This is a genomic window from Pseudomonas sp. GM55 (assembly GCF_000282395.1).
In the GTDB taxonomy this organism is placed as follows: Bacteria; Pseudomonadota; Gammaproteobacteria; order Pseudomonadales; family Pseudomonadaceae; genus Aquipseudomonas; species Aquipseudomonas fluorescens_CC.
Genome location: NZ_AKJJ01000053.1, coordinates 215919 through 231037, shown reverse-complemented (window position 1 = coordinate 231037; position 15119 = coordinate 215919). Strand labels below are relative to the sequence as shown.

Sequence of the window (15119 nt, the reverse complement as noted above, 5' to 3'; positions counted from 1 at the left end):
ATCACCTGGACGGCGACCTTTATGCCAACCTCGGGCATTACCGACGCCAGCAACCTGATCACCCTCGACAATAGCGGCGTGGCCAATGCATCGGGCAACACGGGGTCTGGCACCACCGATTCGAATAATCTTGCCATCGACACCGCGCTGCCGACCGCGACCATCGTGGTTGCCGACACAGCGCTGAGTACCGGCGAAACCTCATTGGTGACCATTACCTTCAGCGAAGCGGTGAGCGGTTTCGACAACAGTGACTTGACCATCGCCAACGGCACCCTGAGCAATGTCAGTTCCAGCGACGGCGGGATCACTTGGACCGCCACCTTCACCCCGACGGTCGACATCACCGACACCAGCAACACCATCGCACTGAACACGGCAGGTGTGCAGGATCTGGCCGGCAACGCCGGCAGCGGCACGGTCAACTCCAATACCTACGCCATTGACACCCAAAGCCCGACCGCCACCATCGTGGTCGCCAATCCGAACCTGGGGGTGGGTCAGACTTCGCAGGTGACCATCACCTTCAACGAAGCGGTCAGCGGTTTTGATTTGTCCGACATCAGTATTGCCAACGGCACCTTGTCCGACCTTGGCAGCAGCGATGGTGGCAAGACCTGGACGGCGACCTTGACGCCGACAGCCAACGTCAATATCGCCAGCAATGCGATCAGCATCGACTGTGCCGGTATCAGTGACATGGCCGGCAACAGTGGCAGCGGTGTGAGCCAATCCGACAATTTTGTCATCAACACGGTGCCAACTGCTTCGGTCGTTTTCGTGTCAGCAGACCCGGAATTGCGCAGCAACCCCCCGGTGACGCTGCCCGATGCGCCCAACGTGCCGCTGCAACCGGTCATTTTCACGCCTCCGACGGGCAACCTCGGTTCACCGTTGACCTTCCCGCCGTTGTTCGAACAGCGGGTGATCGGCAATGGCATCCGGCCGTTGGGCGATATTTTCATGAATCACGGTGCATTGACCCCGAGTTTCATCGCGCAGGTTTTCAGCGGCAATGACGGCGGTGGCGATGGTTCGGGGCATGGTTTCCTCGGTTTCGGCGGCGGCGACGGCGGTGTGTTCAGCACCAGCACGCTGTCGAGCCTGTTCAATCAGGACAGCAGTACCGAGCGTGATTCGCTGAACGCCTTTGGCAGTCAGTCGATCAAGTCCGGCGATGTTTCCCAGGGCCTGCGCGGGGTGTTTGGCGCACCGACCCTGGGCCAGCAATTGCAACAGCTCAAAGACAACGAGAAGCAGCAGGTCGACAACCTGGCCGTCGCTTTGAAACGGGTCGGCATCCGCGAAATGCAGGCCTGATGAAAACCTCCACTTGTGATGCGGCACCCAGGGGCGATGCAAGGATGAAAAAAAGTCATAAGTTGTTCGGAGCCAGCCTGCTGGCACTGGCGGTCAGTGGATGCGCAGTCACCAGTGAGCCGATCGAACGCAGTGTCAGTGAGCAGCGGGCCAAAAGTGACCTGCAAAGCATGTACAAGGGGCAGGAGCCTCTTGGCGGCCCGTTGACCCTGCACCAAGCCATGGCCCGTGCGGTGAAGTACAACCTCGAAGGCCGGTTGAAAATCATGGAAGAGGCCCTGGCCAAGCGTCAGCTCGACCTCGCCAGTTTCGACATGCTGCCGCGCATGGCGCTGGACGCCGGATACGTGGGCCGCAATAACGTCAACGCCTCCAGCAGCCAGAGTGTGCGTACCGGCACGCAGTCCCTGGAACCTTCGACCTCCCAGGACCGCGACCGTGACGTGGCGGATCTGACCATGGTCTGGAACGTGCTCGATTTCGGTGTCAGTTACATCAGCGCCAAGCAGCAAGGCGACCAGCGCCTGATCGTTCAGGAGCGTCGGCGCAAGGTGATCAACACCATCGTCCAGGACGTGCGCTCGGCGTACTGGCGGGCGATGGCTGCCGAGCGTCTGCTCACGCAGATCGATAGCCTCATGGCGCGGGTCGAAACCGCCCGCGACAACAGCCAGAGCATGAGCCAGCAACGCATTGGCGATCCGGTACAGGCCCTCGGCTATCAGCGCTCGCTGATCGAAGCGACACGCCAACTGGAAGAGCAGCGTCGTGCGTTGTCGCTGGCGAAGACCGAACTGGCGACCCTGATCAACCTGCCAATGGGCACGGAGCTGACCCTGGCGACCGATAACGGTTATGAAATTCCCGAGCTCAAGGTCGATCTGGCCAGCCTCGAACAGGAAGCCCTGACCAGTCGCCCGGAACTGCGTGAACAGGACTATCAGAGCCGCATCAGCGCCGCCGAGACCCGCAAAGCCATGTTGCGCCTGCTGCCGGGCCTGGAGTTCTCCGCTGGCGGACATTACGACAGCAACTCGTTCCTGGTGGAGCAAGGCTGGGCTGACTACGGCGTCAAAGTCACCTGGAACCTGTTCAACGTGATCTCGGCGCCTGCGGCGATCGACGTGGCCAAGGCGGGTGAAGAAGTCGCCACCGCACGCCGTCAGGCAATGTCGATTGCGGTGCTGGCGCAGCTGTATGTGGCCAATGCCAACTACCGCGAGGCCTTGCGCCAGTTCAAGACCAATCAGCAATTGTCGGACATCGACGGGCAAATCGTCGGTCAGTTGCGCAATCGTCACCAGGCGGAAGGTATCGGTGAACTGGATCTGATCCAGGGTGAATTGAACACCTTGCAGGCCGATCTTCGTCGAGACCTGTCCTACGCCGATCTGCGCAACGCCTATGGGCAAATTTTCGCCAGTGCCGGCCTTGACCCGCTGCCGGATCAGGTGCAATCGACGCAAGTCCAGTCCATCGCCACGGCCTTGGCCAACCGCGAAGCGGCCTGGGCGGCAGGCGATATTACGGTTCCGGTGACGCATGCCCCCGTGCGCTGATGTGAAGGCGCCGAGCGCCAGCATCAGCCGAGCCCAGCGCGAGCGGCGCAACGGTCATCGCGGCGCGGCGATACTGCTGACCGGCCTGCCGGCGGCGGGCAAGTCGACCCTCGCGCAAGCGCTGCACGCGCAGTTGTTTGCCCGCGGACTGCAGAGCGTGGTGCTCGATGGTGACGGCTTGCGGGTGGGGCTCAATCGAGACCTGGGCTTCAGCGACAGCGATCGTCAGGAGAACATCCGCCGCGCCAGCGAACTGGCGTCGTTGCTCGTGGAAAACGGACAAATCGTGATCCTGGCGATGATCGCGCCCCTGGTGGAGTTGCGCGATGTGTTCGCCCGGCGGCTCGGTGACGATTACCGGGAAGTCTGGTGCAGTGCGACCCTGGCAGTGTGCGAGCAACGTGATCCGAAAGGTCACTATGCCCGCGCCCGGCGCGGTGAGTTGGCCGGGTTTACCGGAGTATCTGCGCCGTATCAGGCGCCGGTTGACGCGGCGTTGGTGCTCGACACCGGGGCACAAACCGTCGAGGCCTGCCTTGATCGGCTTTTGACCTGGCTCGGTGAATCCGCAGTGCTGCCCAAGCCCTGAACCGGTCGGTGATCAGGGTTTCGACGACAAGTCCGCCATGCCCTTGAGCAACTCGATCGGCAGCGGAAAGACGATGGTCGAGCTCTTGTCGCCGGCAATCGAACTCAGGGTCTGCATGTAGCGCAACTGCATGGCCCCCGGTTGGCGGCCAAGCATTTCGGCAGCCTGCATGAGTTTTTCCGAGGCCTGCAATTCACCTTCGGCGTGGATCACCTTGGCTCGCCGTTCCCGTTCGGCTTCGGCCTGCTTGGCGATGGCGCGGACCATCGATTCGTTGAGGTCCACGTGTTTGATCTCAACGTTGGCAACCTTGATGCCCCAGGCGTCGGTCTGGGCGTCGAGCACTTGCTGGATGTCCAGGTTCAACCGTTCGCGTTCGGCCAGCAATTCGTCCAGTTCGTGTTTACCCAGTACCGCCCGCAGTGTGGTTTGCGCCAGTTGGCTGGTGGCGGCGAGGAAGTCCTCGACCTGGATGATTGCCTTCTGCGGGTCGAGCACACGGAAATACAGCACCGCGTTGACCTTGACCGACACGTTGTCGCGGGTGATCACGTCTTGCGGTGGAACGTCCAGCACTACGGTCCGCAAATCGACCCTGACCATTTGCTGGACCACCGGGATCAGCAGGATCAGGCCGGGGCCCTTGACCTGCCAGAAGCGCCCGAGCTGGAACACCACGCCGCGCTCGTACTCACGCAGGATGCGGAACGTCCCCCCCGCCAGTGCGATGATCAACAATAGCAGCGCGACAAGACCCAATTGCAAACCCATGACTATTCTCCACCCGGCGCCGCGTCAGCCGCGGCCACTTGCAGCAGCAAACCCTTGCGCCCCACCACCCGCACCTGTTGCCCGGGTTGCAGCGGTGTCGCGCTGAGCACTTGCCATCGTTCTCCTTGCAGATGCACCCAGCCGCCATAGGCGTTGCCGGCCTGTAACGACGTCACGGCCGTCACGCTGCCGAGCAGCCCGGCATCACCGCTGACGGTGTGGCGTGGTCGGGTCTTCAGGGCGTGAATCACCAGGTAGACCAGCAACAACGCGCTGACCAGTCCCAGGCCGATCATCAGCGGCTCCGGCACATCGGTATTGGTCAGGATCACTGCGCCGATCACGAACATCACGATGCCACCCAGGCCGATCACGCCGTAATTGGGCAGGGCCGCCTCGGCGATCAGGAACGCGAGGCCGAAGGTGATCAGCCAGATCCCGATGGGGTTGGGCACCAGCAACACAACCGTGTCGGCGGCGCAGGCTGATCCGCACAACGCCAACAGCAACGCAACGGCACAATAACGCGTGTTCACGTGACCCTCCGGGAGAGTCTTGGGGTGGCTCTGTAGACAGTTTAGTTGACCCGCCGGTTGTATGAATTTTGCTCAATTGTCGGCCACGCCCGATGGGCGGATTTCCCGCCGGAGCGCGCCATCGGGCCTAGACTTTCAGTACCGAAAGAAATGTTAACCATCGTCCGTCAGCGGTTGTTGCGGACACCGAGGTGCATCATGCGTATGGCAAGAACCGTGCAGCGAAGCCTGGAAAAGGCTCAATGCCAATATGACATCGTCAGCCACCCACACTCGGCCAGCAGCCTCGAAACGGCACGGGTCGCAGGTATTCCTGCCGAACGGGTGGCCAAATCGGTGATCCTCGACGATCACCATGGGCATTACCTGATGGCCGTACTGCCCGCCAGCCGTCACCTTGACCTGAGCAAAGTCCGTAGCAGCGGTGAATGGCAGGTGTCTCGCGAAAGTAACCTGGCGCACCTGTTCGACGATTGCGAACGCGGTGCCGTACCGGCGCTGGGTGAGTCCTATGGGTTGGATGTGGTCATCGATCCCCTGCTGACCCGGCAGAAAGACATCTATCTGGAGGCCGGCAACCACGTCAATCTGGTGCGCATGGACGTGCCCGAGTTCCTGAAAATGGTGCCGCATGCCGAGGTGCGGGAGTTGAGTCATTGAGTGTTGTTTCGTCAATGCTGACGTCATCGCGGGCAAGTCGGATCGCCGCACCGCCGCTCCCACAGGTTTTGTGATCGACACAGATCCCTGTGGGAGCGGGCTTGCCCGCGATGACCGCGCAGCGGTCCCTTAATCGGTCCCCAGGAGTTCGACATGGAAAACCCGACCCACAGCCTTCCTTCGCTGTTCAAGCAACTCGGCCTTCCGGACGACGCCGAAAGCATCGATAAATTCATCGCCACCCATTCACCGCTCAAACCGGAACTGCACCTTGCGGATGCATTTTTCTGGAGTGAGAGCCAGGCGGAACTTCTGCGGGACGAAATTCTCGACGACGCGGATTGGGCCGAGGTGGTGGATCAACTGGATGTGATGTTGAGGAAGGGGCGGGGTAGCTAACGAACGGCGTGCTGGCGCGAGATTTGTTTCAAAACTTGACGGAAAATCCCCTCCAATGCGATATTGATAGTTAGCAAACTAACAGTGTGTGTTTTCCCTCGTGCCGAATAACCTCGACGTCCTCCAGATGAACATCAGCAGTGCCATGGTGGTGGCCGCCAGGCATTGGCGCAAAATCTGCCAGACCACGCTGGTCAACTATGGAATCTCCGAAGCCTGCGCCGTTCCGCTGTTGATGATCGGGCGTCTGGGCGAGGGCGTGCGCCAGGTGACGGTGGCGCAAGCCGCGGGGATGGAGAGTCCGTCGCTGGTGCGCCTGCTCGATCAACTGTGCCATGCCGGTTACGTCTGCCGGACCGAAGATACACAGGACCGCCGCGCCAAATGCCTGAGCCTGACCGAAACCGGTCGGGACCTGGTGCAGGCGGTCGAAGTGGAGCTGGTGCGCTTGCGCCAGGACGTACTCGAAGGCATTGACCAGAGTGACCTGGAAGCTACGCTGCGGGTACTGAGAGCATTTGAAGCGGCCACGCCGCCATCGGTGGCCATCTCTTGAACGGATTTTTCTCTGGCATGCCTCCGGCGCGGGACTGGTTCTACGGCGTCCGCACCTTCGCCGCATCGATGATCGCGCTGTACATCGCCTTGCTCATGCAGATGCCCCGTCCGTACTGGGCGATGGCCACGGTGTACATCGTCTCCAATCCATTTCTCGGGCCGACCACTTCCAAGGCGCTGTACCGGGCCATCGGCACGTTTGTCGGTGCTGCGGCGGCGGTTCTGTTCGTGCCGATGTTCGTGCAGAGCCCCTACGTACTGGTGGTGGTGATTGCGCTGTGGACCGGCACGCTGTTGTTTCTGTCGCTGCATTTGCGCACGGCCAACAACTACGCCTTGATGCTCGCCGGTTACACCTTGCCGTTGATCGCCCTGCCGGTGGTGAATAACCCGTTGGGGGTGTGGGACGTGGCCGAAGCTCGGACCGAAGAAATCTTCCTCGGCATCGCCGTGGCGGCGGTGGTCGGTGCCATGTTCTGGCCCCGGCGTCTGGCGCCGGTGTTCAATGATTCGGTCAGCAAATGGTTTACCGATGCATCGACCTACAGCCTGCGCTTCCTCAGCCGCAACGTGCAGCCTGAAGAAGTCAGCGGGTTGCGGGCATCGATGGTCGCCACGTTCAACTCCCTGGAGTTGATGATCGGCCAGTTGCCCCACGAAGGCTCGCGTCCACAGACAGTGCGCAACACCAAGGAGTTGCGTGGGCGGATGATTCACCTGCTGCCGGTGATCGATGCCCTCGACGACGCGCTTTACGCATTGGAGCGGCGCACCCCAGAGCTTGTGGACAAGTTCGCGCCGTTGCTGACGGCCACCACCGAATGGCTCGGGCACAAGGATGCCGATCTCGACCGCTGGCAAGCCCTGAAGGATCAGCTTGAGGCCCTGCAGCCAGCTCCCCAGGCGCTGGATGACCGCAAGCAACTGCTGTTCTCCAACGCGATTTACCGCCTCGGCGAGTGGATCGATTTGTGGCAGGACTGTCGCAGCCTGCAATACGCCATCCTGTGCGAAAGCCAGGACAACTGGCGCGCGGTGTATCGGCACTGGCGGCTGGGGCGGCTGAGCCCGTTTCTGGATCGCGGCCTGATGTTTTATTCCGCGGCGTCCACCGTGTCCGCGATTATCGTGGCCTCGGTGCTGTGGATTCTGCTCGGCTGGACCGATGGCGGCAGCGCAGTGATCCTGGCGGCGGTGGCGTGCAGCTTCTTCGCCTCGATGGACGACCCGGCGCCGCAGATTTACCGGTTCTTTTTCTGGACGGCGATGTCGGTAGTGTTCGCCAGCCTTTATCTGTTTCTGGTGCTGCCCAACCTGCATGACTTTCCGATGCTGGTGCTGGCATTTGCCGTGCCGTTCATCTGCGTCGGCACCCTGACGGTCAAACCGCAGTTTTACCTGGGCATGCTGCTGACCCTGGTCAACACCTCGTCCTTCATCAGCATTCAGGGGGCCTACGACGCGGACTTCCTCAGTTTCGCCAACTCCAACCTGGCCGGGCCCATGGGGCTGCTGTTCGCGTTCATCTGGACCCTGATCGCCCGGCCGTTCGGTGCCGAACTGGCGGCCAAGCGCCTGACCCGTTTCAGTTGGCGTGACATTGTCGGCCTCGCCGAGCCGGCCACGTTGTCTGAGCATCGACTGCTGGGTATACGGATGCTCGATCGGCTGATGCAGCATCTGCCGCGCCTGGCCATGACCGGCCAGGACTCCGGCGTGGCGTTGCGGGAAGTGCGAGTGGCGCTGAATCTGTTGGACCTGCTCGCTTATACGCCGCGGATCCTCGGTGTGCCGCAGGTGCTGCTGCGCCAGGTGGTGGCCGAGGTTGGCGAGTACTTCAAGGCCTGTCTCAAGGCCGGTGAACGCTTGCCGGCACCGAGCCCGTTGCTGATGACCCTCGACCGCACGCGTCGTGCCCTCAGCGGTGCCGGCGATGATGAAACCCGTCGGCATTTGCTGCACGCCCTGAGCGGCCTGCGCCTGGCCTTGTTGCCCGGCGTTGAATTCGTTGGTTCCGTCGAGCCCGAAGAACCGCTTCCCCATGGCATTGATGGAGCGCCTTTATGATCGGTGACCTGGATCTCAGCGGGGTGTTCCTGCCCACGCTGCTGGTGCTGATGGGCATTACGTATGTGTTGTACCTGTTGGTGCACGGGGTGCTGACGCGCCTGCACTTTTACCGTCTGGTCTGGCACCGGGCATTGTTCAACGTGGCCCTCTACGCCCTGCTGCTTGGCGCCGTGGACTCACTCAGTCGATACCTGATGACATGAAAAAACCGTTTCTAACCCTGGGTCGCGTGGTGTTGACCCTGCTGATCGTGAGCTTCGCCGTTGTCGTGGTCTGGCGCATGGTGATGTATTACATGTTCGCGCCCTGGACCCGCGACGGGCATATCCGTGCCGACATCGTGCAAATCGCCCCGGATGTCTCCGGGCTGATCCAGCAAGTGGAGGTGCGCGACAACCAGTTGGTCAAGAGCGGCCAGGTGCTGTTCAGCATCGATCCGGACCGCTTCAAACTGGCCCTGCGCCAAGCGAAAGCGGCCGTCGCCGACCGCGAGGAAACCCTGGCCCAGGCCCAGCGTGAGGCCAAGCGAAACAAAGGCCTTGGTAACCTGGTACCGGGTGAACAACTGGAAGAAAGCCAATCGAAAGTGGCCCGCGCCCAAGTGGCGTTGATGGAAGCCCAAGTGGCGGTGGACAGCGCACAACTCAACCTCGATCGCTCGGTGATCCGCAGCCCGGTGGATGGCTACGTCAACGACCGTGCGCCACGGACCCAAGAGTTCGTCAGCGCCGGGCGGCCGGTGTTGTCGGTGGTCGACAGCAATTCGTTCCATATCGACGGCTATTTCGAAGAAACCAAACTGAACGGCATTCATATCGGGCAGAGCGTCGACATCCGGGTGATCGGCGACAATGCGCGGCTGCGCGGGCATGTGGAGAGCATCGTCGCCGGTATCGAAGACCGTGACCGCACCAGCGGCAACAACCTGCTGCCCAACGTCAACCCGGCATTCAGCTGGGTGCGGCTGGCCCAGCGGATTCCGGTGCGCATCGCCTTCGACGACGTGCCGGAAGACTTCCGCATGATCGCCGGGCGCACCGCCACGGTATCGATCATCGACGATCAGAAACGGGAGCCGGCGCAATGAGCAAGGCTTCGGGTTTGGCGGTCGCCGGATTAGGTTTGCTGCTGTCGGCGTGTCAGATGGTCGGGCCGGATTATCATTTGCCCGAAGAGGCGGCTGTCCATCGTCCAGATTTCCAGGGCGATCTGGCGGTCGACGGCAAACCGGTGGTTTCCGCACCGGTGCCGGCCGATTGGTGGCGCTTGTATCAGGACCCGCGACTCGACCAGTTGGTGCAGCAGGCCATGGCCTCCAACACCGATTTGCGCGTGGCGGCGGCCAGCCTGTCGCGGTCTCGCGCGCAGGTCGATGAGGCCGAAGCGGCGGGCGGCTGGAGCGGCGGCGTGCAGATGGGCGCCCAGCGCTTGCAGGAGTCCGGTCAAGCATTCTTGATACCGGAAAAAGTGCCGGTGGCCAACATCGGCGATATCGGCATCAGCGCGTCGTACCAGTTCGACCTGTTCGGTACCTTGCAACGCGGTATCGAAGCGGCCAAGGCCAATGCCGATGCGACGCAGGCCGCCGCCGATACTGCACGCATCACCGTAGTGGCCGACGTGGTCCGGGCCTACACCCAAGTGTGCGCGGCCAATGAAGAGCGGGAAATTGCCCAGCACTCCCTCGACCTGCAAGCCCAGAGCACCACGCTGATCCAGCGCCTGCGTGATGCCGGGCGTGGCGACGAAACCCAGGTCACCCGCTCGCAAACCCAATTCAAATCCCTGCGCGCCGACATGCCGCGCTATGAAGCGTCGCGTCAGGCCGGGCTGTACCGCTTGTCGATGTTGCTGGCCAAGCCGGTTGACCAACTGCCGGCCGGCACCGCTACCTGCGACGAGCTGCCAAAAATCGCGCAACTGATTCCGGTGGGCGATGGCGCCGCGTTGCTCAAGCGTCGCCCGGATGTACGACAGGCCGAACGTCGACTGGCGGCCGCGACGGCCGGTATTGGCGTCGCCACGGGCGAGCTGTACCCGAACATCAGCATCGGTGCGACCATCGGTACCGTCGGTATCCTGGACGATCTGGGCGACCCGTCTACCAACCGCTGGGGCTTCGGTCCGTCGCTGACCTGGAAGGTGCCGACCAACGGCGCCCGGGCGCGTATCCGCGAGGCCGAAGCGGTCACCCAGGCAACGCTGGCGCATTTCGACGGGGTGGTACTCAACGCCATTCGCGAGACCCAGACCGGCCTCGCCCAGTACACCGCGTTACTGCAGCGGCGCGATGCCTTGGCGGACACCGAGCAATCGGCAAAACTGGCGGCCGACCAGACCCACCGCTTCTTCCAGGCCGGGCGCGCCTCGTTCCTGGCCGACCTCCAAGCCACGCGCACCTACATCGATGTCACGGCGCAACTGGCGGCCGCGAACACTCAGGTTGCCGCCAGCCAGATCGATTTGTTCCTCGCGTTGGGCGGCGGTTGGGAAAGCGGACGAACGCAAGCGTCGAACCCCGGCAAACCCTGAGGCCGTTGCTATGCTTTGAAGTGTTGGAAGGGCGCTCCGTTCAAAGTGCCCTTTCTTCGCACAAGGCTCGCGCAGGTCAGGGGGAAACCAAGAATGAAAAACCCTTATGCTCTCGGCTTCTGGTGCGCCCTCGTGGCGTTGGTGCTGCTGTCGGCCACCTATTTCTACGGCATCATGCTGGCCCACCAGATCGACAAGGCTCTGGCGTTCCTCGACAGTGCCGTCGCACTGATTGCCGTGATGTCCATTGCGGTGGTGGCCTGGGCCTCGGTCCAGAATCAACGCATCAAGAAAAGACAACTCGAACAAGGCAAGACCCTGGTCCTGATCTGGGACACCAAGGTGGCGTTGCGCCGTGTCGAAACGGTGTTCGACCGTTATTTCTGGGGCAGTTACTGGCAACCGGGGCGCACGTTTCAGGAAGTCATGGGCGAATTGACCGGCACACCGCTGGAAAAAAGCCTCGATACCCTGAAAAAACAATGCGTGGCGCTGGACCGACAAGTGGCTGACGACGGACGGCACTGGCTCAACAATGCCCGGGAACTGGCCGATGTCGCCACGGCCATGGCCCGCGAACGCTATCAGCTGGACGTCTGCGACCCGCGCGCGGAAGTGACAGGCGGGGCGGTGATCAACCGCGACTTCGAAGTGCTGGTGTACACCTGGACTGCGCGGCTCAAAAGCTTTGATCATCAACTGGATGAGATCGAGGTCCAATACTCCTGATTTTGTGGTGGCTGTTATGCCGCCATCGCGGGCAAGCCCGCTCCCACAGGTATGGCGTGATCCCTGTGGGAGCGGGCTTGCTCCGGGCGGCGTTCCGACGATGGCGGTCTAATGTGCACCGATTTTCTAACCCGCCCAAGACACTCCTTCACCTTTAATCATTGGGCCGTTCGTCGCGCCTGATGCTAATCTCCATTCCACTTTCAGCACAGTCGAGCCGCAACCCTTCATGGGTTCAGGGAAGACGACCTCACTTTCAACAACGGACATTGAACGGGTCATACATGAATAAATCAGCAGGCGTGCTACTGGGAATCGTTGTCGCAATCGGTGCCATCAGCGCAGGCGGAGCCTGGTTCACCGGCACCAGACTCGAAGGTGTGTTGAACACCTCGATTGCCGATGCCAACAAGGAACTGCAAGCGGCCATGGTCGGTTCCAACGGTACCGCGTCGCTGGAACTGGTGTCGCTGGAGCGTCATGTATTCAGCAGCACCGCGCACTATCGCCTCAAGGGCGAAGGTGAAATGTTCGGCGAAGCGCCGGTCGAGCTGCTGTTTGTCGATCACATCGAACACGGCCCGTTGCCGTTCTCGCGGCTCATGTCGCTGAAGTGGCTGCCGGTCCTGGCGACTAGTCACTACGAACTGGAAAAGACCCCGTTCACCGAGAAGTGGTTCGCTGCCGCCAAGGACAAATCCCCGCTGACCGGTGTGGTCAACATCGGTTATGACAACGCCACCAAGGGCACCCTTGAGTTGCAGCCACTGGAGATGGCGCTGGATGACAAGTCGAGCATGAAGTTCTCCGGCCTGAGCATCGACGTCGACGCCAGTGCCAAGGCGCAGAAGGTCAAGGCCAACGGCTACATGGACAGCTTGAAGCTAACCACCGTTTCCGAAGACCAGGCACCGGTGCAGGTTGAATTGAACGGCCTGACCCTGGCCAGCAACCTGACAAAAAGCACCTACGGTTTCTACACCGGTGAGAACGTTCTTGAACTGGCCAGCGGCAAATCGACCTTTGGCATCAAGCAGTCGGTGCTGGACTTCAAGAAATTCGAGATGAAAAACCTGACTGAAGAGTCGGGCAGCAGCGCCTCCGGGCGCGCCGATTACAAGGTCGGCGAAGTGTCCCTGAACGGCAAGACCGTCGGTTCCGGTGCGCTGGCCATGAGCCTGAAGAACCTCGACATCCCGGCCACCCTGTCGTTGATGCAGGTTTACCAGAGCAGACTGCAGCCGTATGAACGGGCGGCGGCCGAAGCAACGGCGGCCGGTCTGCCGGCGCCGGAGCTGAAGCTGACCGAAGCCGAAGAGGCACTGCTCAAATCCAGCCTGGAAAAACTGCTGGCGGCCGGTCCGCGGGTGGCCCTGGAAAACCTGTCGTTCAACACCGCCAATGGTGAGAGCCGCGCCAACATGGTGCTCGACCTGACCAAGCCACAAGCCATCGACCTGCCGACCGATCAGTTGGTCAGGCAGTTGATCGCGCTGCTGGACTTCAAGCTGCAAGTGTCCAAACCCATGCTGGTCGATGTACTGACCGTGCAATCGCAAATCGACGGTCAGACCGACGCCAAGCTGATTGCCGACCAGGCCACTGCCACTGCAGACATGTTCAGCAGCATGGCGGTCGGCAGCCAACTGGCAAAACTGGACGGCAATAACATCGTCACCAATTTGCATTACGCCAACAACCAGGTGGACTTCAACGGCCAGAAAATGACCGTCGAAGAGTTTGCCGGTTTTGTGATGAGCAAGTTCGCGGATACCGGCGCCACCGAATAACGGCGGCCGTTTACCCGGCAACGCCCGGCCTCTGCATCGCGCAGGCGCCGGGCGTTTTGCTGTCCGGCATCACGACGGAACGTCACGGATCAACCGCCATGCCTCTTCCCATGGCAACGGTTGTTTCATCCGCTCGGCAAGCATCGCCATGGTCCGGTCCATCTCGCAGGCTACCGCTACCGACACCACGCCATTTGTGCCGAACAGGCCTATGAAGGGCGGATCGTAAGGGTCGCCCTTGAACTCGACTTCGTCCCAGGCCTCGGCGTGCCCGAGGTAGTCGTAGGTTTTGCCGAAATGCCAGGTCCAGAAGTACGGCACGTCGAGGTAATGCTCGTCACCGCCCAGCATGTTGGCAGCGGCGATCCGAGCCTGCTGTTGGGCCAGTCGCCAGTGTTCGATGCGCAGGCGTTGGTTGTTCAGCGGGAACGTGGCGATATCGCCAGCCGCCCAGAGGCCGTCGGTCACGCGCATTCCGCCGTCGACAATCAGCGAGTGATCCTGCGCTTTCGGCAGCCCGGTGAAGGCAGCAGTGGCTGGCGTGACGCCAACGCCGAGCAGTACCAGATCGGCCGGCAAGCGCTCGCCGTTGTCCAGGTGCACGGCTTCGACCTTGTTCGTCCCTTCGATCCGTGCCGCATTGCCTTGGGTATGAAACACGACGCCATTGGCTTCATGCCGCGCGCGAATGGCCTTGCCGACCGTGTCACCGAACTGCCTGGCAAACGGCACTTCGTGGCGGGCCAGCACGGTCACATTCAAGCCAAGCTGGCGCAGGGAGGAGGCGGACTCCATGGCAATGAAACTGTCGCCAATGATCACGACCCGCTGGCCGGCGCTGGCGCTGTCCAGAATCTGCTGCGCATGGACTTTGGAGCGTAAAACGAACACTTGCGGCAGGTCGGCGCCAGGCAGCGTCAGCGAATTGGGTACGCCGCCGGTGGCCAGCAACGCGGCGTCGTATGTCAGTGATTGGCCGTCAGTCAGCCGCAGCGTCCTGTTTGGCGCATCCAGGCTTGCCACTTCGCCTCGCAGGCGCTCGATCCGCTGCTCGCGGTAAAAGTCCTCGTCGCGCAGCGGCGGGACTTCACTCAGCGGCATCTCCCCGGCGATCACGTATTTGCTCAGTGCGGTGCGGTCGTATCCGGCGTCGGCTTCGCGGTCGATCAACAGTAACCGGCCGCCGAAACCTTTCTCGCGCAACGCCGCCGCTGCCGCGGTGCCTGCCGCGCCTGCGCCGACAATGATGAAAGTCCGCGAATCGTCGGCCGGTGGCGTGTGGGCGTCCGCAAAAGGCTGGTCGCCGACCCAGATGTCGCCGTCACGGACTTCGAGGGGATAGCGCTTGAGGCTGTTCAGGGCTGGCGGTTCACTGAGACCGCCATCCTCGATCCGAAACTGCGCCTTGTGCCACGGACAGGTCAGGCGCCCTTGGCATATCGCCCCGTCCGCCAGCGGGGCTCCGGCATGAGGGCATTCGGCCTGATAAGCACGCAGTTGTTCACCGGCTCGCACCAACAGAATCTTGCTGCCCTGGACCTGCACTTCCAGGCCCCGGTCTTCGGGCACATTGGCGACACGCGCAACGCGATGCAGAGTCATGATC

General features: G+C 61.8%; 15 protein-coding genes. 12 read left to right on the top strand and 3 right to left on the bottom strand.

Annotated features, from left to right (window positions below; genetic code table 11):
• From PMI31_RS15905 to cysC, 3 genes are all read left to right on the top strand, one after another.
• Positions 1 to 1320: Ig-like domain-containing protein (locus PMI31_RS15905; RefSeq protein WP_162130432.1), on the top strand; the 1320-nt coding region annotated here is incomplete at its 5' end.
• 44 nt (positions 1321 to 1364) lie between these two features.
• Complete coding sequence (locus PMI31_RS15900) at positions 1365 to 2879, top strand: TolC family protein (protein WP_008019138.1); 1515 nt, start codon at positions 1365 to 1367, stop codon at positions 2877 to 2879.
• Positions 2863 to 3468, top strand: a complete 606-nt coding sequence (gene cysC, locus PMI31_RS15895) for an adenylyl-sulfate kinase (protein WP_008019137.1) — start codon at positions 2863 to 2865, stop codon at positions 3466 to 3468. The genes PMI31_RS15900 and cysC overlap by 17 nt, the downstream gene beginning before the upstream one ends.
• 12 nt (positions 3469 to 3480) lie before the next feature.
• Here the strand turns inward: cysC and PMI31_RS15890 are convergent, their stop codons facing one another.
• Both PMI31_RS15890 and PMI31_RS15885 read right to left on the bottom strand, forming a co-directional pair.
• A complete protein-coding gene (locus PMI31_RS15890) occupies positions 3481 to 4239 on the bottom strand; it encodes a slipin family protein (protein ID WP_008019136.1) in 759 nt (252 codons plus the stop codon).
• Positions 4240 to 4241: 2 nt separating this feature from the next.
• Complete coding sequence (locus tag PMI31_RS15885; protein WP_008019134.1) at positions 4242 to 4775, bottom strand: NfeD family protein; 534 nt, start codon at positions 4773 to 4775, stop codon at positions 4242 to 4244.
• A gap of 198 nt (positions 4776 to 4973) precedes the next feature.
• On the opposite strand from PMI31_RS15885, the gene PMI31_RS15880 reads away from it, so the two are divergent.
• The 9 genes from PMI31_RS15880 (at position 4974) to PMI31_RS15840 (ending at position 13513) form a co-directional block, all read left to right on the top strand.
• Positions 4974 to 5435, top strand: a complete 462-nt coding sequence (locus PMI31_RS15880) for an aminoacyl-tRNA deacylase (protein WP_008019133.1) — start codon at positions 4974 to 4976, stop codon at positions 5433 to 5435.
• 153 nt (positions 5436 to 5588) lie between these two features.
• A complete protein-coding gene (locus PMI31_RS15875) occupies positions 5589 to 5834 on the top strand; it encodes a DUF2789 domain-containing protein (protein ID WP_008019132.1) in 246 nt (81 codons plus the stop codon).
• Between the two features lie 127 nt (positions 5835 to 5961).
• On the top strand, positions 5962 to 6390 hold the full coding sequence (locus PMI31_RS15870) for a MarR family winged helix-turn-helix transcriptional regulator (RefSeq protein ID WP_043302404.1): 429 nt from the start codon (positions 5962 to 5964) through the stop codon (positions 6388 to 6390).
• Positions 6387 to 8459, top strand: coding sequence for an FUSC family protein (locus tag PMI31_RS15865; RefSeq protein ID WP_043302403.1), 2073 nt, complete (start codon positions 6387 to 6389; stop codon positions 8457 to 8459). Before PMI31_RS15870 ends, PMI31_RS15865 begins: the two co-directional genes overlap by 4 nt.
• Positions 8456 to 8665 (top strand): DUF1656 domain-containing protein, encoded by a 210-nt coding sequence (locus PMI31_RS15860; protein WP_007987399.1) that lies wholly within the window; start codon positions 8456 to 8458, stop codon positions 8663 to 8665. Before PMI31_RS15865 ends, PMI31_RS15860 begins: the two co-directional genes overlap by 4 nt.
• A complete protein-coding gene (locus tag PMI31_RS15855) occupies positions 8662 to 9549 on the top strand; it encodes an efflux RND transporter periplasmic adaptor subunit (RefSeq protein ID WP_008019129.1) in 888 nt (295 codons plus the stop codon). Before PMI31_RS15860 ends, PMI31_RS15855 begins: the two co-directional genes overlap by 4 nt.
• Positions 9546 to 10994, top strand: a complete 1449-nt coding sequence (locus tag PMI31_RS15850; RefSeq protein ID WP_008019128.1) for an efflux transporter outer membrane subunit — start codon at positions 9546 to 9548, stop codon at positions 10992 to 10994. The genes PMI31_RS15855 and PMI31_RS15850 overlap by 4 nt, the downstream gene beginning before the upstream one ends.
• 93 nt (positions 10995 to 11087) lie before the next feature.
• Complete coding sequence (locus PMI31_RS15845) at positions 11088 to 11723, top strand: hypothetical protein (protein WP_008019126.1); 636 nt, start codon at positions 11088 to 11090, stop codon at positions 11721 to 11723.
• A gap of 284 nt (positions 11724 to 12007) precedes the next feature.
• Entirely contained in the window at positions 12008 to 13513 is a 1506-nt protein-coding gene (locus tag PMI31_RS15840; protein ID WP_008019124.1) for a YdgA family protein, read from the top strand.
• 69 nt (positions 13514 to 13582) lie between these two features.
• Here PMI31_RS15840 and PMI31_RS15835 read toward each other — a convergent pair whose 3' ends face one another.
• Entirely contained in the window at positions 13583 to 15115 is a 1533-nt protein-coding gene (locus PMI31_RS15835; protein ID WP_008019123.1) for an FAD-dependent oxidoreductase, read from the bottom strand.
• Between the last annotated feature and the right edge of the window lie 4 nt (positions 15116 to 15119).

Excerpts from the sequence above, each read along its gene's own strand:
- PMI31_RS15900 (WP_008019138.1), top strand. The coding sequence starts at position 1,365 with ATGAAAAAAAGTCATAAGTTGTTCGGAGCCAGCCTGCTGGCACTGGCG.
- cysC (WP_008019137.1), top strand. The coding sequence starts at position 2,863 with ATGCCCCCGTGCGCTGATGTGAAGGCGCCGAGCGCCAGCATCAGCCGA.
- PMI31_RS15890 (WP_008019136.1), bottom strand. The coding sequence starts at position 4,239 with ATGGGTTTGCAATTGGGTCTTGTCGCGCTGCTATTGTTGATCATCGCA.
- PMI31_RS15880 (WP_008019133.1), top strand. The coding sequence starts at position 4,974 with ATGCGTATGGCAAGAACCGTGCAGCGAAGCCTGGAAAAGGCTCAATGC.
- PMI31_RS15875 (WP_008019132.1), top strand. The coding sequence starts at position 5,589 with ATGGAAAACCCGACCCACAGCCTTCCTTCGCTGTTCAAGCAACTCGGC.
- PMI31_RS15870 (WP_043302404.1), top strand. The coding sequence starts at position 5,962 with ATGAACATCAGCAGTGCCATGGTGGTGGCCGCCAGGCATTGGCGCAAA.
- PMI31_RS15860 (WP_007987399.1), top strand. The coding sequence starts at position 8,456 with ATGATCGGTGACCTGGATCTCAGCGGGGTGTTCCTGCCCACGCTGCTG.
- PMI31_RS15855 (WP_008019129.1), top strand. The coding sequence starts at position 8,662 with ATGAAAAAACCGTTTCTAACCCTGGGTCGCGTGGTGTTGACCCTGCTG.
- PMI31_RS15850 (WP_008019128.1), top strand. The coding sequence starts at position 9,546 with ATGAGCAAGGCTTCGGGTTTGGCGGTCGCCGGATTAGGTTTGCTGCTG.
- PMI31_RS15845 (WP_008019126.1), top strand. The coding sequence starts at position 11,088 with ATGAAAAACCCTTATGCTCTCGGCTTCTGGTGCGCCCTCGTGGCGTTG.
- PMI31_RS15840 (WP_008019124.1), top strand. The coding sequence starts at position 12,008 with ATGAATAAATCAGCAGGCGTGCTACTGGGAATCGTTGTCGCAATCGGT.
- PMI31_RS15835 (WP_008019123.1), bottom strand. The coding sequence starts at position 15,115 with ATGACTCTGCATCGCGTTGCGCGTGTCGCCAATGTGCCCGAAGACCGG.